We start from the raw sequence: 20584 nt of genomic DNA on the forward strand, positions 1-20584 counted from the left end.
CGGGAAGTGATGTTTCAAGGGATTGGCCGCTCCGGGACCGTCCGCGTAGACACGTGTCCGGTGCTCCCAGCCGAGCGACTAGAGAACACTACGCCGCCGGGCCGGGCGATGCAAACAGCCGCCGGCCGGACCCCGGGGAGCGGGGTCCGGCCGGCGGCGGCAGTGCGGCGGGGGCTCAGCTGTTGGTCGGGAACCCGAGGTTGATGCCGCCGTGCGAGGGGTCCAGCCAGCGCTGGGTGACGGCCTTGCCGCGGGTGAAGAACTGCACGCCGTCCGGGCCGTACGCGTGGGCGTCGCCGAAGAGCGAGGACTTCCAGCCGCCGAAGGAGTAGTAGGCGACCGGCACCGGGATCGGCACGTTGATGCCGACCATGCCGACCTCCACCTCGTACTGGAAGCGCCGGGCCGCACCGCCGTCGTTGGTGAAGATGGCGGTGCCGTTGCCGTAGGGGTTGGCGTTGATGAGCGCCACGCCCTCCTCGTAGGAGGAGACCCGCACGACCGACAGCACCGGGCCGAAGATCTCGTCGTTGTAGACGGACATGCCGGGCTTGACGTGGTCGAACAGGGTGGGGCCGAGCCAGAAGCCGTCCGAGGTCGGCGCGCCGTTGCGGTCCTCGGCGGTGATCGGGTGCTTGCGGCCGTCCACCGCGAGCTCGGCGCCGTCGGCGACACCGGACTCGACGTAGGAGGTGACCTTGTCCCGGTGCTGGCCGGTGACCAGCGGGCCCATCTCGGAGTCGCCGTTGCAGCCCGGGCCGACCTTCAGGTTGGCGATCCGCTGCTTGATCTTGTCGACCAGCTCGTCGCCGATCGGGTCGACGGCGACCAGCACCGAGATGGCCATGCAGCGCTCGCCGGCCGCGCCGAAGCCGGCGTTGATGGCCGCGTCGGCGCTGAGGTCCAGGTCGGCGTCCGGCAGGACGAGCATGTGGTTCTTGGCGCCGCCGAGCGCCTGCACGCGCTTGCCGTAGCGGGTGCCGGTCTCGTAGACGTAGCGGGCGATCGGGGTGGAGCCGACGAAGCTGACCGACTTGATGTCGGGGTGCTCCAGCAGGCGGTCGACGGAGACCTTGTCACCGTGCACGACGTTGAACACACCGTCCGGCAGCCCGGCCTCCTTCCACAGCTCGGCCAGGAAGTTGGCGGCGGACGGGTCCTTCTCGGACGGCTTCAGGACGACGGTGTTGCCGGCCGCGATCGCGATCGGGAAGAACCACATCGGCACCATCGCCGGGAAGTTGAACGGCGAGATGACGGCCACCGGGCCGAGCGGCTGGCGGATCGAGTAGACGTCGATGCCGGTGGACGCCTGCTCGGTGAAGCCGCCCTTGACGAGCTGCGGGATGCCGCAGGCGTACTCGACGACCTCCAGGCCGCGGGCGATCTCGCCGAGCGCGTCGGAGTGCACCTTGCCGTGCTCGGCGACGATGATCGCGGCCAGCTCGTCCCGGCGGGCGTTGAGCAGCTCGCGGAAGTTGAAGAGCACCGTGGTGCGCTTGGCGATCGAGGCGTTGCGCCACTCGACGAACGCCGAGGCGGCGGCGGCCACCGCCTGGTCGACCTCGTCGATCCCGGCGAAGTCGACGTGACCCGAGACCTGGCCGGTGGCCGGGTCGAAGAGGTCACCGCGGCGGGGTGCGGCGCCGGCGGTGGCGACCGGCCGGCCACCGATCCAGTGAATGATGTGCTTGCTCATGGTCCGTCTGCCTCCGAAGTCCCGGGCGGCGTCCTGCCGCCGGTCCCTTGTGTGGCGCCGCCCGCGAGAGGGCCGGGCGACGGGATCACGGGGCTACCGCGCTCATCACCCAGTCTGCTGGCCGTCACCGCCCGCCTCAACGAACAGGCTGACGGGGATCCGGGATTCAGCCTTACAGGTCGTCGGCCGTATCGGCCGGACGGGCGAAGCTCAGGCCCCACCGGACCCCGTCGCCCCGTCCGCCTCCTCCCGGGCACCGGCCGACCGCGCGCCCGCCGCGTCCTCGACCGGTGCCGCCTCGCCGGTGTCCTTCCTGAGCCCCCGGTCCTCCCGGTTTCCCCGGTCCCCCAGGGCCTCGACTCGACCTCCGGGTCCTCCAGGGCCTCGACGTCCTACTCGACCTCCGGGTCCTCCAGGGCCTCGACGTCCTCCAGGTAAGGATCGTGCAATCCGTCCGCGGCCTCCTGGGTCTCCAGCAGGTCGAGGCGGAGGTCCTGCGACCACGCCAGCGCCCACCGCTTCAGCCCGGCCACCGCGCCGCCCGCCGCTCCCCGGGCCCGGAACCGTCCGTCGGCGGCGTCGGCCAGCGTCTCCAGCCGGTCGGCGAGGACGGCGGGCTGGAAGTCCGCGTCCAGCGCGGTGGCCAGCGCGAGCAGCTCCCCCTCCCGGTACCAGGCGGTCAGGGCGTGCACGTCGAGCAGGTCCCGGGGCAGGCCCCGGTCGGCGAGCAGCGCGGTGGCGAGTCCGGCCGCGTCCTCCAGGGCGACGACGGTCATCGTCAGCGGGGGCTCGCCGGCCGCCGGCGCGCCGAGGTCGAGGCGGACCGGGCGGTGGCCCAGTGGCTCCTTGCGCAGCTCCACCGTGTGCGACCGCCCGCCGAGCGTCAGCCGGACGGACAGCTGTTCCAGGCGTGGGGTGCCCGGGCGCTCGGCCACCCCGCCGCCCGCCGCCCGGTAGGCGGCGGCCAGCTCGGCGGCGGCCTGCGGCAGATCGGTGCCGCCGTCGGCCACCAGGGTCAGCCCGTCCTGGGCGCAGGCCGGCACCCCGTGGGCGCGCAGCGCGTGCCCACCGGCGAGCGCGAGCCCGAGCCGGTCGCAGACGGGCCGGGCCGGCTCGGCGAGCCGCAACTGCGACCGGCCGGGGCGGAGGAAGGGGTCGACGGCGTCCGGGGCGGTGGTCATCCTCCCAGTCTGGCGCGGCCGCCCGGGCCGTGCGCCGGGCCGCGTCCGGTCGGCCGCCCCGGCTCCGGCGCCGCGGCGGCGTCACCAGTCGCTGAGCCGGGCGGCGGCCTCGTGCAGGGCGAGTTCCAGCACGACCGGGTCGTTGAGCCGCCCGGAGCCGTCCGGCGGGACGAGCCAGCGCACGCCGCGGTTGCGCCGTTCGGGGTGCGGTACGACGATCCAGGTGCCTTCGCCGGCGCACCGGACGCCCGTCCCGACCCAGCGCGCGGCCGTGCCGACGGGGACGAGGAAGCCGACGCTCTCGCCGGCGGAGTCGCCGAGGACCGGCCCGCAGGATCGGGAGTCGAGGATGTCGATGACGGGACGGCCGAGCCGGCCGGGTACCGAGAGGACGTCCCAGCGCCGGCCGGCCGGCAGCAGCATCAGGCCCAGGCCGCTGCGTTCCCACTGTTCCCGGAAGGCGTCCGGGTCCGGCGCCGCCTGGGCGAGCCAGTGCAGTCCGGTGCTCTCCATGTCCTGTCCCCGTTTCTCAGCGCGCTGCTGATCGTGGCGCGGCGGGAAACCGAGACCCGCCGTCACCAACGAGAGGCGGACGGCGGGTCTCTCTTACACGGATAGCGCGATCACCTCGCCGAACGGATGGATCGGCTCGGATCAGCTCGGCTCGGATCAGCTCGGCTCGGCTCGGCTCGGCTCGGCTCGGCTCGGCTCGGCTCGCCGGATCCTCCGCGCCGATCACCGGATCAGCCGGTGATCGGCGCGGAAGGCCGTCGGGGCGGCCGCTCAGCTGTCGAAGCCCAGCCCCATCCGGTCGAGGGTGCGCAGCCAGAGGTTGCGGTGCCCACCGGTCCGGTCGGCGCGCTCCAGCGAGCGGGTGGTGAGCTCGATGCCGGCCCAGCGCACCGGCTCGGGCGGGAACGGCAGCGGCTTGGAGCGGACCATCTCCAGCGAGGTGCGCTCGGTGCGCTCCCCGGCCAGCAGGTCGAGCATCACCTCGGCGCCGAACCGGGTGGCGCCCACCCCCAGGCCGGTGTACCCGGCGGCGTAGGCGACCCGGCCGCGGTGGGCGGTGTCGAAGAACGCCGAGAACCGGCTGCAGGTGTCGATCGCGCCGCCCCAGGCGTGGGTGAAGCGCAGCCCCTCCAGCTGCGGGAAGCAGCGGAAGAAGTTGTGCGCCAGGGTGCGGAAGGTCTCCGGCCGCTGGTCGTACTCGTGCCGGACGTGTCCGCCGTAGTGGTAGACGGCGTCGTAGCCGCCCCAGAGGATGCGGTTGTCGGCGGAGAGCCGGAAGTAGTGGAACTTGTTGGCGCTGTCGCCGAGCCCCTGTCGCCCCTTCCAGCCGATCGCGGCGAGCTGCTCGGCGCTGAGCGGCTCGGTCATCAGCGCGTAGTCGTACACCGGGACGACGAACGGGCGGACCCGCTTGACCAGCGACGGGAAGACGTTGGTGCCGAGCGCGACCCGGCGGGCGAAGACCCGTCCGTACGGGGTGCGGACGGCCATGCCGCCGCCGTGCTCCCTGAGGTCCGTCGCCCGGGTGTGCTCGAAGATCCGCACGCCCTGGGAGAGGCAGGCGTCCTTGAGGCCCCAGGCGAGTTTGGCGGGGTGGACCATCGCCACGCCCTCCTTGTCCCAGAGCCCGCCGAGGAAGGTCGGCGAGTCGACCTCGGCCCGCAGCTCGTCGCGGTCGAGCACGGTGATGTCGAGTCCGTACTCGGCGACCGCCTCGGCGACCTCCTGCAGCTCGGCGAGCTGGTGGGGCTGGGTGGCGACGTCGATCTCGCCGGTGCGCTCCCACTCGGCGTCGATCCCGTAGCGCGCGATGGTCGCCTCGATGCCGTCCAGGTTGGCCGCGCCGAGGCGTTCGAGCTGGGCGAGTTCGGCGGGCCAGCGCTGCAGCCCGTTGCCGAAACCGTGGGTCAGGCTGGCCGCGCAGAATCCGCCGTTGCGCCCGGACGCGGCCCACCCCACCTCGTTGCCCTCGACCAGGACGACGTCCAGGGAGGGGTCGCGCTCCTTGGCGACGAGGGCGGTCCAGAGGCCGGAGTATCCGCCGCCGACGACCAGCAGGTCGCAGGTGGTGTCGCCGACGAGGGCGGGCAGCGCCGCCGGCCGGCCCGGGTCCTCCAGCCAGAAGGGGGTGGGCCTGGCGTCACTGAGCGCGCGGGCGGAGTCCATGCATTATCAGCCACTTTCTGCACATCGATGATGGTTGTCGGCCGCTCCCGACGCTACGTCGGGGGCGCCGGCGGTGCCGGTCAGGCGGTGGCCTTCCGGCGGTTCCCGAGCCACTGACCGGCGACGGTCAGCACCACCGCGGCGATGAACATCGCGGTGCCGATGACGTTCACCTGCACCGGGATGCCGCGCTGCGAGGCGCCCCAGACGAACATCGGGAAGGTGACCGTGGTCGGGCCCGAGTTGAACTGGGTGATGATGAAGTCGTCGAAGGAGAGCGCGAAGCTGAGCAGCGCGCCGGCGGCGATGCCGGGGGCGACCAGCGGCAGGGTGACCCGCAGGAAGGTCTGGGTCGGGGTCGCGTAGAGGTCCTGGGCGGCCTGTTCGAGCCTCGGGTCCATGCTCATCACCCGCGCCTTGACCGCCGTCACCACGAAGCTCAGGCAGAACATGATGTGCGCGATCAGGATCGTGGTGAAGCCGAACGGGATCCGCATGTTGAGGAAGAGCGTGCCGAGCGAGGCGGCCATCACCACCTCCGGCATGGCCATCGGCAGGAAGATCATCGCGGTGGTGGCGGAGCGGCCGCGGAAGCGGTAGCGGGCCAGCGCGAAGGCGACCATGGTGCCGAGCACGGTGGCGCCGACGGTCGCGAGCACCGCGACCTCCAGGCTCAGCGACAGCGACTGGCACATGTCGGCCACACCGCAGGGATCGGTCCAGGCGTCGGTGGAGAACTCGGACCACTCGTAGTTGAACTTGCCGACCGGCTTGTTGAACGAGAAGGCCAGGACCACCAGGTTGGGCAGCACCAGGTAGGCCAGGGCCAGCAGGCCGGCCAGTACCACCAGGTGGGCCCGGATCCACTTGATCACTCGGGACATCAGACCAGTTCCTCCGTCCCGGCCTTGCGCATGTAGACCGTCACCATCCCCAGGATCAGGGCCATCAGGATGAAGCTCAGCGCTGCCGCGGTGGGGTAGTCGAGCACGTTGAGGAACTGCTTCTGGATGCCGTTGCCGACCATCTGCTCGCTCGGCGAGCCCAGCAGCTGGGCGTTGATGTAGTCGCCGGAGGCCGGGATGAAGGTGAGCAGCGTGCCCGCGACCACGCCGGGCAGCGAGATCGGGAAGGTCACCTTGCGGAAGGTCGTGAACGGGCGGGCGTACAGGTCTCCGGCCGCCTCGTGCAGGCGCGGGTCGATCCGCTCCAGCGAGGTGTAGAGCGGCAGGATCATGAACGGGAGGAAGTTGTAGGTCAGGCCGCACACCACCGCGAGCGGCGTGGCCAGCACCCGGTCACCGGAGGTGAGGCCGACGGCGCTGGTCAGGTCCAGGACGTGCAGCGCGTTGAGCGCGCCGACCACCGGGCCGCCGTCCGAGAGGATCGTCTTCCAGGCCAGCGTGCGGATCAGGAAGCTGGTGAAGAACGGCGCGATCACCAGGATCAGGATGACGTTGCGCCAGCGCTTGCTCGCCTTGAAGGCGATCGTGTAGGCGAGCGGGTAGCCGATGGCCAGGCAGAACAGCGTGGCGGTGGCCGCGTAGCCGAACGAGCGGACGAAGTGCCAGCGGTACTCGACCAGGGCGTCCCAGTAGGTGGCGACGTGCCAGGTGACCTTGAAGCCGCTCTCCAGCGAGCCGGTCTGCAGCGAGGTGGAGGCCTGGTAGACCATCGGCACCGCGAAGAAGACGACCAGCCAGGCTATGCCCGGCAGCAGCAGCCAGTACGGGGTGAGCTTTCGCCTGGGCCGCGCGGCCGGTCCGGGCAGCGGGCCGCCGTCGGGGGGTACGGCCTGCGGCGGCGCCACGGCGGTGGTGGTGGTCATGCCGCCTCCTCCCCGGTGCCCGCGTCGATCGCCTGGGCGGCGTCCAGGGCGAAGGAGTGCGCCGGGTTCCAGTGCAGGACGACCGGAGCACCGGGGACGATCCGGGTGTCGCGCTCCATGTTCTGCTCGAAGACGGTCACCTCCTGGCCGCCGTCGGTGCGCACCAGGTACTGGGTGGAGACGCCGATGAAACTGGAGTCGACCACGGTGCCGCCCAGCCGGTTGCGGCCGGCGGCGACCTCGGCGGAGGAGTGCTCGATGGTGATCTTCTCCGGCCGGACGCCGAGGTGGACCTTCCTCGCGTCGGCGGCGCACCGGGCCTTCGGCACGGAGAGCCGGGCGCCGGCGGCGCTGAGCAGGAGGTCGCCGCCCTGCTGCCCGGTCACGTCGGCGGGCAGCAGGTTGGACTGGCCGAGGAAGTTGGCCACGAAGGTGGTGGCGGGGTTCTCGTAGAGCTCGGCGGGGGCGCCGAGCTGCTCGACCCGGCCGCCGTTCATCACCGCGATGGTGTCGGCCATCGTCATGGCCTCCTCCTGGTCGTGGGTGACGTGGACGAAGGTGATGCCGACCTCGGTCTGGATCCGCTTGAGCTCCAGCTGCATCTGGCGGCGGAGCTTGAGGTCGAGGGCGCCGAGCGGTTCGTCGAGGAGGAGCACCTGGGGGTGGTTGATCAGGGCGCGGGCGACGGCGACGCGCTGCTGCTGGCCGCCGGAGAGCTGGTGCGGCTTGCGGCGGGCGTACTGGCCGAGCTCCACCAGCTCCAGCATGTCGTCGACCTGCTTCTTGACGTCCTTCTTGCCGCGCCGGCGCAGGCCGAAGGCGACGTTCTCGAAGATGTCGAGGTGCGGGAAGAGAGCGTAGCTCTGGAAGACGGTGTTCACCGGGCGCTTGTACGGGGGCAGGGCGGTGACGTCCTGGCCGCCGATCAGGACGGTGCCGCTGGTGGGCTCCTCCAGCCCGGCGATCATGCGCAGGGTGGTGGTCTTGCCGCAGCCGGAGGCGCCGAGCAGGGCGAAGAAGGAGCCCTGCGGGACGGTCAGGTCGAGCGGGTGGACGGCGGTGAAGGCGCCGTAGGTCTTGCCGATGCCGGTGAGGCGGACGTCGCCACCGGTGGCCGCGGAGCGCAGCTGCTCTGTCATGGGTGGTGTCTCTCTGGTTCTCTGCCGTCAGGGGGTCAGGCGCCGATGAGCTTGGAGAACTTCTCCTCGAAGGAGCTCTCCTCGGCCTCGGTCAGGCTGCGGAACACGTGCGCCTTCGCCGCCATCTCGGGGGTGGGGACGACCAGCGGGTTGGCCGCGGTGTCCGGGGCGATGGCCGCGAGCTCCTTCTCCATCCCGGTGACGGCGGAGACGTAGCCGATGCCCGCGGCCAGCTGCGCCGCGATCTTGGGCTGATAGTAGAAGTCGATCAACTTCTCGGCGTTGGCCTTGTGCCGGGCCTTGGCCGGGACGAGCATGTTGTCGGTCCCGTAGACGAAGCCCTGCTCCGGGACGACGAACTCGATGTCCGGGTTGTCGGCGCGGAGTTGGATCAGGTCACCGCCCCAGGCGACGCAGGCCGCGATGTCCCCGGAGGAGAGCTCCTGGCCGTAGTCGTTGCCGGTGAAGCGGCGGATCTGCTTGCCGTCCACCGCCTTCTGCAGCCGGGCGATCGCCGCGTCGTAGTCGTCGGCGGTGAACTTCGCCGGGTCCTTGCCCATGTCCAGCAGGGTCATCCCGACGCTGTCGCGCATCTCGGAGAGGAAGGTGACCCGGCCCTTGAGGTCCTGGTCCTCCAGCAGCTGGGCGACGCTGGTGACCTCCTTGCCCCTGGTCGCCTTCCGGTTGTACGCGATCACGACCTGGATGCCGGCCCACGGGTAGGAGTAGAGCCGGCCCGGGTCCCAGTCGGGGGCGCGGAAGCGGGAGTCCACGTTGGTGATCGCGGTGGTGACGTTGGCCGGGGTGAGCTTCTGCGCCCAGCCGAGCCGGATCAGCCGGGCGGCCATCCAGTCGGTGAGCACCATCAGGTCGCGGCCGGTGTCCTGGCCGGCCGCGAGCTGTGGCTTGACCTTGCCGAAGAACTCGACGTTGTCGTTGATGTCCTCGGCGTACTTGACCCTGATCCCGGTGGCCGCGGTGAAGGCCTCCAGCGAGCCGTGCTTCTCCTGGTCGTTCTCGTCGGTGTCGATGTAGAGCGGCCAGTTGGAGAAGCTCACCTCCCGCTCGCCCTCCGACAGGTCGGGGGCGGCGTTCGCGGTGGAGTCCCCGGTGCCGGCGGTGCCCGCCGCCGGGATGCCGCAGGCGGCCAGCGTGCCCGCACCGGCGGTGAGGGCGGCGGCGCGCAGCAGGGTCCGCCTGCCGACGGCGGCCCGGCCACTGGTCAGACTGCGTTCCCAGGCCCTGCGGACCGGTTCGGGCAGACCGTCGGTGAGCTCGTTGAACACCATGGAACGGGCCTCCTGGGGGGAGAGGTCGGGTCGGGGCGGTGGGGGAACGCCCCTGGGAGGGGTTATCTGTCTCCGAAGACGGTGCGGTGCCAGTCCTTGCGGGCCACCGCCGTGGTGTCGAACATGACGTGCTTGACCTGCGTGTACTCGTCCAGCGAGTACTGCGACATGTCCTTGCCGTAACCGGAGGACTTGTAGCCGCCGTGCGGCATCTCGCTGATGATCGGGATGTGGTCGTTGACCCAGACGCAGCCCGCCGCGATCTCCCGGGTGGCGCGCAGCGAACGGTGCACGTTGCTCGTCCACGCCGAGGCGGCCAGGCCGTACGGGGTGTCGTTGGCCAGCCGCAGCCCCTCGTCGTCGCCGTCGAAGGGCAGCACGACCAGGACCGGGCCGAAGATCTCGCCCTGGACGATCTCGCTGTCCTGCGCCGCGTCGGTGACGAGGGTCGGCAGGTAGTAGGCGCCGCGGGTGAGGTCGGTGCCGTCGTGGCCCTTCTCGGGGGCGTGTCCGCCGGTGACGACGGTGGCGCCGTAGCCGCGGGCCCGCTCGACGAAGCCGGCCACCCGGTCGCGGTGGGTGTGGGAGACCAGCGGGCCGAGGTCGGTCCGCTGGTCCAGCGGGTCGCCGAGCCGGATCGTGCGGTAGAGGTCGGCGACGCCCGCCACGAAGGCGTCGTAGAGCGGCCGCTGCACGTACGCGCGGGTGGCGGCGGTGCAGTCCTGGCCGCTGTTGATCAGCGAGGCGGCGACCGCTCCGTGCACGGCGGCGTCCAGGTCGGCGTCGTCGAAGACCACGAACGGGGCCTTGCCGCCCAGCTCCAGGTGGGTGCGCTTGACGGTCGCGGTGGCGAGTTCGGCGACCCGTCGGCCGACCGGGGTGGAGCCGGTGAAGGAGACCATCGCGACGTCCGGGTGCGCGACCAGGCGCTCGCCGGCGGTGCGCCCGGCGCCGGTGACCACGTTGACCACGCCGTCCGGGATGCCGGCCGCGGTGCAGGCCCGGGCGAACATCACCGAGGTCAGCGGGGTCAGCTCGGCCGGCTTGAGGACGATGGTGTTGCCCGCCGCGATCGCCGGGAGGATCTTCCAGGCGGCCATCTGGAGCGGGTAGTTCCACGGCGAGATCGAGCCGACCACGCCGATCGGCTCGCGCCGCACGTACGAGGTGTGGTCCCCCGAGTACTCGCCGGCCGCCTTGCCCTCCAGGTTGCGGGCGGCGCCCGCGAAGAAGGCGGCGTTGTCGATCGTGCCGGGGACGTCGAACTCGGTGGAGAGCTTGACCGGCTTGCCGGTCTGCGCGGACTCCACCCGGGCGAGGTCGGCGCCGGCCTCGGTGAGCACGGCGGCGAGCCTGGTCAGCGCCTCCGAGCGGGCGCCCGGGGTGGCGCCGGCCCACTCGGGCAGCGCGGCGCGGGCGGCGGCCACGGCGGCGTCGACCTGCTCGGCGGAGGCGAGGGAGATCTGCTCGACCACGCTGCCGTCCGCCGGGTTGACGACCTGGAAGGGCTCGCCGCTCCCCCGGCTCTGCCGGCCGGCGATGTACTGCGCGCCCGCGCCGAAGTCGGTCAGGTCCATCTGTTCCTCCAAGTGCCGGTGGTTCGACTGCCCGCAAGGCGAAAGACCGCCTGATCCGCCATGGTGCAGGTGCCGGCGGGCGGGGGACCGCACCGGCGTCGTACGACTGGTCGAGTCGCCGCGTCCTCGGTGCGGGGGAAACCGGTCCGGTCGGTCACCGGGATGCGCGATCCTGACAGCCGGGCGTGACCCCGGCAAGGGATTCCGGTGTTGCTTTCCGGTCACGCGACGGATTCCCGCGGTTGTGTCGTCTTTCGCCACAGCCGACCCGCTGACCATGCCCGGTGCCGCAGGGGCGTGACAAGGGTCACCCCGGAAAGCTAGCCGCGCAGGGCCTTACAGGGTGCAAGGGTTCCGTCAGGGCGACAGTTCGTCGCCGCGCGCGATGATTTACCTGACACTCTGAACCCTGGAGGCCCGCGATGCTCCCCACCGTCGCCCGTGTGCTCGACCTGGAGGTGATGCGGCGCGGCCTCCCCCAGGTCGTCGCCGGCACCGACCACCTGGAGCGCCCGGTCCGCTGGGTCCACGTCAGCGAACTGCCCGACGTCGCCGGGGTGCTCCAGGGCGGCGAGCTGGTGCTGACCACCGGCATCGCGCTGCCCGAGGACCGCGAGAGACTGGCCCGGTACGTGCGCGAGCTGGACGAGGTCGGCGTGGCCGGCCTGGTCATCGAGTTCGGCCGGCGCTACTTCGACTCGCTGCCCCGCGCCCTGGTGCACGCCGCCGAGCAGCGCGGTCTCCCGCTGATCGCGCTCCGCCGCGAGCTGCGCTTCGTCGCCGTCACCGAGGCCGTGCACGCCCTGGTGGTGAACGCCCAGCTGGAGCAGCTGCGCACCTCGGAGGCGGTCCACCAGGTCTTCAACGAGCTGGTGGTGGAGGGCGCCGAGCCGGCCGAGGTGGTCCGTCAGGTGGCCCGGATGGCGGGCGGGCCGGTGGTGCTGGAGAACCTCGCCCACCAGGTGCTGGCGCACGACACCGCCGGCCGGCCCGAGACCGAGCTGCTGGAGGACTGGGAACGCCGCTCGCGCGGGGTCCGCCCGCCCGGCCGTACCGGTCACGACCCGCGCAGCGGCTGGCTGGTCACCACGGTCGGCGCCCGCGGCCAGGACTGGGGCCGGCTCGTCCTGGTCGCCGACCCGGGGCCGCTGCCCGAGGGCACCGCGCACCCGCACACCATGCTGCTGGAGCGCGGCGCCTCCGCGCTCGCCCTCAACCGGTTGGTGGTGCGCGACCGCGAGAGCCTGGAGCGGCAGACCCACCGCACGCTGCTCTCCGGCATCCTCACCCATGCCCTGACCGTCTCCGAGGTGGCGCTGCGCGCCCAGGCCCTCGGCGTGCCGCTGGAGGGCCGCCGGCTGGTCGGGGTGGTCCTGCGGCAGCGGCGCGGACCGATCCCGGCCGCCCTGGAGGCCCAGGCCAGGCTGCGGGACTTCACCGAGCTGGCGGCCACCGCGATCCGGAGCTGCCGGCTCTCCGCGCTCGTCGGCGCGCTGGACGACGAGGGCGTCGGCGTGCTGATCGCCCTCGCCGCCCAGCAGGACGAGCACGCCGCGCTGGACGCCTTCGCCGCGGCGCTGCGCCGGCTGACGGCGGAGGCCGACCGGGAGGCCGCCCCCGCGCCGGCGCCGGTGGTCGCCGCCGGCTCCTCGGTCGGCTCGGTGCGCGACGCCCGGCGCACCCTGCTGGAGGCCACCCAGGTCGCCGACGCCGCACTGCACGACGCCCCCGGCGGCCGGGCGGCCGCGTACTACCGGCTGCCCGACGTCCGGCTCCGCGGCCTGCTGCACCTGCTGCGCGACGACGCCCGGCTGCAGACCTACGTCGAGCGCGAGCTGGGCCCGCTGCTCGCCTACGACGCCGAGCACAACGCCCAGTTGGTGCAGATGCTGCGGATCTACCTGGAGCAGGGCCGGAACAAGTCGGCGGCGGCCGACGCCGCGCACCTGTCCCGGCCGTCCTTCTACGACCGGCTGCACAGGGTCGAACGGATCCTCGGCGTCGACCTCGACCAGGTGGAGTCCTGCCTCTCGCTGCACGTCGCGCTGCTCGGGCTGGACGCGGTGCGCCGCTGAGCCGCGGCCCCCTCGGCCGGCCCCCTGCGGCTAGACCCCTGCGCTAGACCCCGGTGATGCGGCCCCAGACCTTGTGCAGGCCTGGACGCTCGGCCGAGGTGACGTCGCGCATGGTGTGCAGCCGTGCCCGCATCTCGTCGGTCGGGAACAGCAGCGGGTGCTCCGCCAGCTCGGCCTTCTCCTTGTCCCCGCTGTCCGCCAGCACCTCGCGGGCGGCCGGCACCGGGCAGATGTACTGCACGGCGGCGGCCAGCTCGGCGGCCACCTCGGGTCGGTAGTAGTGGTCGATGAGCAGCTCGGCGTTGGTCTTGTGGTCGGCCCGGTTGGGTATCAGCAGGCTCTCCGCCCAGAGCTCGCCGCCCTCCTCGGGCACCACGAAGGCGATGTCCGGGTTCTCGGCGGTGAGCTGGACGGCGTCACCGGAGTAGGCCTGGCAGGCCAGCGCCGCCCCCGAGGCCAGGTCGCTGGTGTAGTCGTTGCCGGTGAAGCGGCGGATGTGCCGGCCGTCGACCATCTTCTGGACCAGGTCCATCGCCCGGTGCGCGTCGTCCTCGGTGAAGGCCCCGATGTCGGCGCCGTACCCGAGCATCAGCAGGCCGAGCGCCTCGTCCAGCCCGGCGAACAGGGTGACCCGGCCCTTGAGGTCGGGGGCCCAGAGGTCGGCGGTCGACCTGATTTCGCGGCCCAGCTCCTTGCGGTTGTAGGCGATGCCGGTGATCCCGGACTGCCACGGCACGCTGCGCCGGCGCCCGGGGTCGAAGGCCGGGTTCGCCAGCTGCGGATCGAGCTGGGCGGTGACGTTGGGCAGGTTGGCGCGGTCCATCGCCTGTACCCAGCCGAGCGAGACGTACCGCCCGGCCATCCAGTCGCTGACCACCATGAGATCCCGGCCGGGGTCGCTGCCCTGGGTGAGGACCGGGCCGATCTTCCCGAAGAACTCGTCGTTGTCGTTGATGTCCTCGGTGTAGGTGACCTTGATCCCGGTCCGCTCGGTGAAGGCGTCCAGGGTCGGCCGGTTGCCGTCGTCGTCGACGTCGATGTACTGCGTCCAGTTGGAGAACGCCAGCCGCTTCTCGCTCCCCGAACGGTCGGGCGCGGAGCGGTGGTCCTCGGCCACGTAGGCGGACGGGATGCCGCAGCCGGTCAGGGCGCCGGCGCCGATCAGCCCGGCGGTGCCGAGCACGCCGCGGCGGGTGAGGGTGGTGCGGGACAAGGTGGGCCTCCGGGGCGTGGGACGGCCCCGGGCGCACGCGGGCACCCGGGGCCGTCCTGTCGGGTCTGATACGTCGTCGGGCCACGTGCACGCCGGACTGTGTGCTGGTCGGACTGCCTACTGGTCGGACGGTCCGCCGGTCAGACGGTGTGCTCGTCGGTCAGCGACAACACCTCGTCGAGCACGGCGAGACCGGCCTTGGCCTCCTCCTCCGTGACGGTGCACGGCGGGACGACGTGGAAGCGGTTCATGTTGACGAACGGCCAGAGCCCGCGCTTCTTGCAGGCGGCGGCCAGCTCGGCCATCGGCGCGTTGGCGGGGCCGGCCGCGTTGTACGGCACCAGCGGCTCGCGGGTGGCGCGGTCCTTGACCAGGTCCAGCGCCCAGAACACGCCGAGGCCGCGGACCTCGCCGATCGAGGGGTGCCGCTCGGCCAGCTCGCGCAGACCGGGGCCGATCACGTCCTCGCCGATCCGTGCGGCGTTCTCGACGATGCCCTCCTCCGCCATCGTGTTGATGGTGGCGACGGCCGAGGCGCAGGCCAGCGGGTGGCCCGAGTAGGTGAGCCCGCCGGGGAACGGCCGCTCGGCGAAGGTCGCGGCGATCTCCGCGCTGATCGCCACCCCGCCGAGCGGGACGTACCCGGAGTTGACGCCCTTGGCGAAGGTCAGCAGGTCCGGGGTGACGCCCCAGTGGTCGGCGGCGAACCAGGCGCCGGTGCGGCCGAAGCCGGCCATCACCTCGTCCAGGATGAGGACGATGCCGTAGCGGTCGCAGATCTCGCGCACCCCGGCCAGGTAGCCCGGCGGCGGGATCAGGATGCCGGCGGTGCCGACCACGGTCTCCAGGATGATCGCCGCGACCGTGCCCGGGCCCTCGAACGCGATCACCTGCTCCAGGTGCTCCAGCGCGCGCTCGCACTCCTGCGCCTCGTTCTCGGCGTGGAAGTTGGAGCGGTAGGCGTACGGGCCCCAGAAGTGCACGACACCGGAGACGCCGGTCTCGTTGGCCCAGCGGCGCGGGTCGCCGGTGAGGGCGATCGCGTTGGCGGTGGCGCCGTGGTACGAGCGGTAGGTCGCCATGACCTTCTGCCGCCCGGTGTGCAGCCGGGCCAGCCGGATGGCGTTCTCGTTGGCCTCGGCGCCGCCGTTGGTGAAGAAGATCTTGTCGAGGTCCCCGGGGGTGCGCTCGGCGATCAGCCGGGCGGCCTCGCTGCGCGACTCGACGGCGAAGCCGGGGGCGATGGTGCAGAGCTTCGCGGCCTGCTCCTGAATCGCGGCGACCACCTTCGGGTGCTGGTGCCCGATGTTGGTGTTCACCAGCTGCGAGGAGAAGTCGAGGTAGCGGTTGCCGTCGTAGTCCCAGAAGTACGAGCCCTCGGCGCCGGCCACCGCGAGGGGGTCGATCAGCGCCTGGGCGGACCACGAGTGGAAGACGTGCGCGCGGTCGGCGGCCTTGACGGCCTGGCCGGCAGCTGAGTCAGCGGTGGGGATGCTCATGCGGCAAGGCTAGGGAGTCGCGGTGCCGAAGTGCAGGTTCATCCTGTCAGGCGGTCACCCGAACGGCCGACAGGATGGCAAGGCGAAGGGCCCGGGTCGTTCCCGACCCGGGCCCTCCGCCAGACCCGTGACCGCGACTGGATCGCAGCGAACCGACCAGATCGCAGTCACACCCCGCCCGACGGTCACGACCTGCTAGATCGCGGTCATACTCCGCCCGACGGTCACGACCTGCTAGATCGCAGTCATACCCCGCCCAACGGTCACGACCTGCTAGATCGCAGTCATGACGTGCTTCACCCGGGTGTAGTCCTCGAACCCGTAGGAGGAGAGGTCCTTGCCGTAGCCCGACTTCTTGAAGCCGCCGTGCGGCATCTCGGCGACCAGCGGGATGTGGGTGTTGATCCAGACGCAGCCGAAGTCCAGGCGGCGAGACATCCGCATGGCGCGGGCGTGGTCCTTGGTCCAGACCGAGGAGGCCAGCGCGTACTCGACGCCGTTGGCGTAGCCGACCGCCTGGTCCTCGTCGGAGAACTTCTGCACGGTGATGACCGGGCCGAAGACCTCGTTCTGGATGATCTCGTCGTCCTGGTTCAGCCCGGAGACGACGGTCGGGGCGTAGAAGTAGCCCTTGTCGCCGACCCGGTGGCCGCCGGCCTCGACCTTGGCGTGCGTCGGCAGGCGGTCGATGAAGCCGGTGACCTGCTTCAGCTGGTTGGCGTTGTTCAGCGGGCCGTACAGCACGTCCTCGTCGTCCACGCCACCGGTCTTGGTCTCGGCCGCGGCCTTGGCCAGCGCCTCGACGAAGGCGTCGTGGATCGACTCGTGCACCAGCACGCGGGTGGCGGCCGTACAGTCCTGGCCGGCGTTGAAGAAGCCGGCGACCGAGATGCCCTCGACGGCCTCGGCGATGTCCGCGTCCTCGAAGACCACGACCGGGGCCTTGCCGCCCAGCTCCAGGTGGACGCGCTTGACGTCCTTGGCCGCCGACTCGGCGACCGAGATGCCGGCGCGCACCGAGCCGGTGATGGAGGCCATCGCCGGGGTGGGGTGCTCGACCATGGCCTGGCCGGTCTCGCGGTCGCCGCAGATCACATTGAAGACGCCGGCCGGTAGCTCCATGTCCTTGAGGATGCCGCCGATGATCTCGGCCAGCAGCACGGTGGAGGCCGGGGTGGTGTCCGACGGCTTCAGCACCACGGTGTTGCCCGCGGCGATGGCCGGGGCGAACTTCCAGACGGCCATCATCATCGGGTAGTTCCACGGCGCGACCTGGGCGCAGACGCCGACCGGCTCGCGGCGGACGATCGAGGTCATCCCGTCCATGTACTCGCCCGCGGCCTTGCCCTCCAGCAGGCGGGCGGCGCCGGCGAAGAAGCGGATCTGGTCCACCATCGGGCCGATCTCCTCGGAGAGGGTCAGCGCGCGGGGCTTGCCGGTGTTGCGGACCTCGGCGTCCACGATCTCGTCGGCACGGGACTCGACCGCGTCGGCGATCTTGAGGAGCAGCTTCTGGCGGGTGCTCGGGGTGGCGTCGCGCCAGACCGGGAAAGCGGCGTCGGCGGAGGCCATCGCGGCGTCGACATCGGCGGCGCCGGACAGCGGGGACGTCGCGTAGACCTCGCCGGTGGTGGGGTCCACGATGTCGAGCGTGCGGCCGTCCGCCGCATCGACGAACTCACCGTTGATGTAGTTGCGCAGCGTGCGAAGGTCGCTCACGGGTCTCTCCTCGGTCTGGGCCTGCGGCATTGCAGATTCCGGCGCCATGGTACGTCGGCGGATCCGCCGGGCGAAGGGCGCCGAGTGGCCGCGCCGGGCGCGGCGCGGTCCACTGTTCGGGGGAACGCGCGCTGCGCTGCGAAGCCGCGCGCGTACCGGACCAGGGTAGCCGTACGACAGCCGGTATCGACAGGACAACTTCGACACGGCAATGAAATCCGTACATGATTTCCAAGATCACGACGAAATCAGCAGATCCCGCGCTTGCGAACAGAGGGCCGATCAGGCACAGTGGCGGCGTGGCCAACCGCGACCGGAACGCCAGCGTTCCCCTCGACGCCGCCTCCAAGGCGATCATCGAGCAGCTCCAGGAGGACGGGCGCCGCCCGTACGCCGCCATCGGCAAGGCCGTCGGCCTGTCCGAGGCAGCCGTACGGCAACGCGTCCAGAAGCTGCTCGACCAAGGCGTGATGCAGATCGTCGCCGTCACGGACCCGCTCACCGTCGGCTTCACCCGCCAGGCGATGGTCGGGATCCGGGTCGAGGGCGACATCGAGCCCGTCGCCGACGCGTTGGCCGCCCTCGACGAGGTCGACTACGTCGTCTGCACCGCAGGCTCGTTCGACCTCCTGGCCGAGCTGGTCTGCGAGGACGACGAGCACCTGCTCGAAATGATCAACAAGCGCATCCGCGCGCTTCCCGGCGTGCGGAGCACCGAGAGCTTCGTTTACCTGAAGCTCCGGAAACAGACCTACACCTGGGGCACCCGATGACAGCCGACCCGGCGCAGAAGGACCTTTCCAAGACCGCCTACGACCACCTGTGGATGCACTTCACCCGCATGTCGTCGTACGAGAACTCCCCCGTGCCGACGATCGCCAGGGGCGAGGGCACCTACATCTGGGACGACAAGGGCCGGAAGTACATCGACGGCCTCTCCGGCCTGTTCGTGGTGCAGGCCGGCCACGGCCGCGTCGAGCTCGCCGAGGCCGCTGCCAAGCAGGCCAAGGAGCTCGCCTTCTTCCCGGTGTGGAGCTACGCCCACCCGAAGGCCGTCGAGCTGGCCGAGCGCCTGGCCAACTACGCCCCGGGCGACCTGAACAAGGTGTTCTTCTCCACCGGTGGCGGCGAGGCCGTCGAGACCGCGTGGAAGCTGGCCAAGCAGTACTTCAAGCTGACCGGCAAGCCCACCAAGTACAAGGTCATCTCGCGTGCGGTCGCCTACCACGGCACCCCGCAGGGCGCCCTGTCGATCACCGGCCTGCCGGGCCTGAAGGCCCCGTTCGAGCCGCTGGTGCCGGGCACCCACAAGGCCCCGAACACCAACATCTACCGTGCCCCGGCCTTCCTCGAAGGCCCGGACGGCACCGTCGACCCCGAGGCCTACGGCCGCTGGTGCGCCGACGAGATCGAGGTGGCGATCCTCAACGAGGGCGCCGAGACCGTCGCCGCCGTCTTCGTCGAGCCGGTGCAGAACGCCGGTGGCTGCTTCCCGCCGCCGCCCGGGTACTTCCAGCGCCTGCGCGAGATCTGCGACCGCCACGACGTGCTGCTGGTCTCGGACGAGGTCATCTGCGCCTTCGGCCGCCTGGGCACCATGTTCGGCGCCGACAAGTTCGGCTACCAGCCCGACATGATCACCTGCGCCAAGGGCATGACCTCGGGCTACTCCCCGATCGGCGCCACGATCATCTCGGACCGCCTGGCCGAGCCGTTCTACAAGGGCGACAACACCTTCCTGCACGGCTACACCTTCGGTGGCCACCCGGTCTCCTCCGCGGTGGCGCTCGCCAACCTCGACATCTTCGAGCGCGAGGGCCTGAACCAGCACGTGCTGGACAACGAGGCGAACTTCCTCGGCACCCTGAACAAGCTGCGCGACCTGCCGATCGTCGGCGACGTCCGCGGCAACGGGTACTTCTACGGCATCGAGCTCGTGAAGGACAAGGTCACCAAGGAGTCGTTCAACGACGACGAGGTCGAGCGCGTGCTCTACGGCTTCCTGTCGAAGGCGCTCTTCGACAACGGCCTGTACTGCCGCGCCGACGACCGTGGCGACCCGGTCGTCCAGCTGGCCCCGCCGCTGATCTCCGACCAGTCGACCTTCGACGAGATCGAGCAGATCCTGCGGACCAGCCTCACCGACGCGTGGGCCAAGATCTGACGACCTGATCTTCCTTCCCCACCCTCCGCCGCAGGGCGGTCCCGCTCCCCGCGGGACCGCCCTGCGGCGTTTCCCGGACGATCTCTCGGACCAAACACGCCCGTTTCCGGGTGATTTGCCCCTGATGGGCCAGTGCGCCGCCACCGCGCCGGGCCCCGGTCGTTCTAATCTGACGACTGTCATATCCCTGCGGCCACCCAGGATGGAACCTCATGTCAGCGGCCCCGCCTGACAACGACGTGCTGTGGGCCCGGGGGATCGTCAAGTCCCATCACGGCACCCCCGCCCTGCGCGGCATCTCGCTCGGCGTCCGGGACGGCGAGGTGCTGGCGGTCACCGGCCCGCGCGGCTCCGGCAAGAGCACCCTGCTCGGCTGTCTCTCCGCCCTCATCCCGGTCGACGAGGGGGAGGTCTGGTTCAACAGCGCCCCCGTCCACACCCTCGGCCGGGCCGGCCGCGAACGGCTGCGCCGCGACCGCTTCGGCTTCGTCGGCTCCGAACCGCACCTGGTGCCCGAGCTGACCGCCCGGGAGAACGTCGCCCTGCCCCTGCTGCTGGCCGGCGCCGGCAACAAGGCCGCGTACACCGCCGCCACCGAGTGGCTGGAGCGGCTCGACATCGGCGACATCGCCCGGCTGCGGCCCGACCGGCTGATCCAGAGCCAGCGCCAGCGGATCGCCGTCGCCCGCGCGCTCGCCCCGCTGCCCCCGGTCGTCTTCGCCGACGACCCGACCGCGCCGCTGCACCGCGAGGCCGCCGACCAGATCCTGCGGATACTGACCAGCGCGGCCCGCTCGCACCAGCTCACCCTCGTCCTGGCCACCCACGACCCCGAGCTCGTCCGGTACGCGGACCGCGCCGTCGCACTCGTCGACGGACGGCTGGCCGCCCCCGCCGCCCCCGTCCCGCGCGGCACCCCCGGACCGGCCGGAATCGCCGGAACCGCCGGAACCGCCGCCGCGCCGGGAGCCACCGGAGCGTCCACCGTGTCGGCCACGCGCCGATGACGCCGCCCCGCCGCTG

The 20584-nt window shown here is 71.6% G+C and carries 16 protein-coding genes; 4 read left to right on the plus strand and 12 right to left on the minus strand.

Translation table 11 applies throughout. The features are described 5' to 3' along the window. Positions 1-175: 175 nt before the first annotated feature. The 9 genes from ABZ497_RS22470 to ABZ497_RS22510 all read right to left on the minus strand — a co-directional run bounded on the left by ABZ497_RS22470 (position 176) and on the right by ABZ497_RS22510 (position 10891). The gene (locus tag ABZ497_RS22470) at positions 176-1699 is read right to left on the minus strand and encodes a CoA-acylating methylmalonate-semialdehyde dehydrogenase (RefSeq protein ID WP_329489800.1); all 1524 of its coding nucleotides are present in this window, start codon (positions 1697-1699) and stop codon (positions 176-178) included. Positions 1700-2091: 392 nt separating this feature from the next. Beyond that, a complete protein-coding gene (locus ABZ497_RS22475; RefSeq protein ID WP_359807828.1) occupies positions 2092-2880 on the minus strand; it encodes a hypothetical protein in 789 nt (262 codons plus the stop codon). A gap of 81 nt (positions 2881-2961) precedes the next feature. After that, positions 2962-3393 (minus strand): hypothetical protein, encoded by a 432-nt coding sequence (locus ABZ497_RS22480; protein ID WP_359807829.1) that lies wholly within the window; start codon positions 3391-3393, stop codon positions 2962-2964. A gap of 270 nt (positions 3394-3663) precedes the next feature. Next, entirely contained in the window at positions 3664-5058 is a 1395-nt protein-coding gene (locus ABZ497_RS22485; protein WP_329489797.1) for an FAD-dependent oxidoreductase, read from the minus strand. Positions 5059-5138: 80 nt separating this feature from the next. Beyond that, positions 5139-5942, minus strand: coding sequence for an ABC transporter permease (locus tag ABZ497_RS22490; protein ID WP_329489796.1), 804 nt, complete (start codon positions 5940-5942; stop codon positions 5139-5141). Next, the gene (locus ABZ497_RS22495; protein ID WP_352291681.1) at positions 5942-6886 is read right to left on the minus strand and encodes an ABC transporter permease; all 945 of its coding nucleotides are present in this window, start codon (positions 6884-6886) and stop codon (positions 5942-5944) included. Before ABZ497_RS22495 ends, ABZ497_RS22490 begins: the two co-directional genes overlap by 1 nt. Continuing rightward, positions 6883-8025 (minus strand): ABC transporter ATP-binding protein, encoded by a 1143-nt coding sequence (locus ABZ497_RS22500; RefSeq protein WP_359807830.1) that lies wholly within the window; start codon positions 8023-8025, stop codon positions 6883-6885. The genes ABZ497_RS22495 and ABZ497_RS22500 overlap by 4 nt, the downstream gene beginning before the upstream one ends. Before the next feature lie 35 nt (positions 8026-8060). Further along, complete coding sequence (locus ABZ497_RS22505) at positions 8061-9314, minus strand: spermidine/putrescine ABC transporter substrate-binding protein (protein WP_359807831.1); 1254 nt, start codon at positions 9312-9314, stop codon at positions 8061-8063. A 62-nt stretch (positions 9315-9376) separates the two neighbouring features. Continuing rightward, positions 9377-10891, minus strand: coding sequence for a gamma-aminobutyraldehyde dehydrogenase (locus tag ABZ497_RS22510; protein WP_359807832.1), 1515 nt, complete (start codon positions 10889-10891; stop codon positions 9377-9379). A gap of 422 nt (positions 10892-11313) precedes the next feature. Between ABZ497_RS22510 and ABZ497_RS22515 the strand changes: the two genes are divergently transcribed. Then, complete coding sequence (locus ABZ497_RS22515) at positions 11314-12966, plus strand: PucR family transcriptional regulator (protein WP_359807833.1); 1653 nt, start codon at positions 11314-11316, stop codon at positions 12964-12966. 43 nt (positions 12967-13009) lie between these two features. Here the strand turns inward: ABZ497_RS22515 and ABZ497_RS22520 are convergent, their stop codons facing one another. From ABZ497_RS22520 to ABZ497_RS22530, 3 genes are all read right to left on the minus strand, one after another. Continuing rightward, positions 13010-14179: a spermidine/putrescine ABC transporter substrate-binding protein gene (locus tag ABZ497_RS22520; RefSeq protein ID WP_329489790.1), complete on the minus strand. Its 1170-nt coding sequence runs from the start codon at positions 14177-14179 to the stop codon at positions 13010-13012. Positions 14180-14319: 140 nt separating this feature from the next. Continuing rightward, positions 14320-15678, minus strand: a complete 1359-nt coding sequence (locus tag ABZ497_RS22525) for an aspartate aminotransferase family protein (protein WP_329489789.1) — start codon at positions 15676-15678, stop codon at positions 14320-14322. 273 nt (positions 15679-15951) lie between these two features. Beyond that, positions 15952-17427 (minus strand): gamma-aminobutyraldehyde dehydrogenase, encoded by a 1476-nt coding sequence (locus tag ABZ497_RS22530; protein ID WP_352291673.1) that lies wholly within the window; start codon positions 17425-17427, stop codon positions 15952-15954. A gap of 269 nt (positions 17428-17696) precedes the next feature. Between ABZ497_RS22530 and ABZ497_RS22535 the strand changes: the two genes are divergently transcribed. From ABZ497_RS22535 to ABZ497_RS22545, 3 genes are all read left to right on the plus strand, one after another. After that, positions 17697-18170, plus strand: coding sequence for an Lrp/AsnC family transcriptional regulator (locus ABZ497_RS22535; RefSeq protein WP_030306695.1), 474 nt, complete (start codon positions 17697-17699; stop codon positions 18168-18170). Next, a complete protein-coding gene (locus ABZ497_RS22540) occupies positions 18167-19561 on the plus strand; it encodes an aspartate aminotransferase family protein (protein WP_329489787.1) in 1395 nt (464 codons plus the stop codon). The genes ABZ497_RS22535 and ABZ497_RS22540 overlap by 4 nt, the downstream gene beginning before the upstream one ends. 212 nt (positions 19562-19773) lie before the next feature. Further along, a complete protein-coding gene (locus ABZ497_RS22545) occupies positions 19774-20568 on the plus strand; it encodes an ABC transporter ATP-binding protein (RefSeq protein WP_359807836.1) in 795 nt (264 codons plus the stop codon). The last annotated feature ends 16 nt before the right edge of the window (positions 20569-20584 follow it).

This window comes from Kitasatospora sp. NPDC005751, from assembly GCF_040630835.1.
Classification (GTDB): Bacteria; Actinomycetota; Actinomycetes; order Streptomycetales; family Streptomycetaceae; genus Kitasatospora.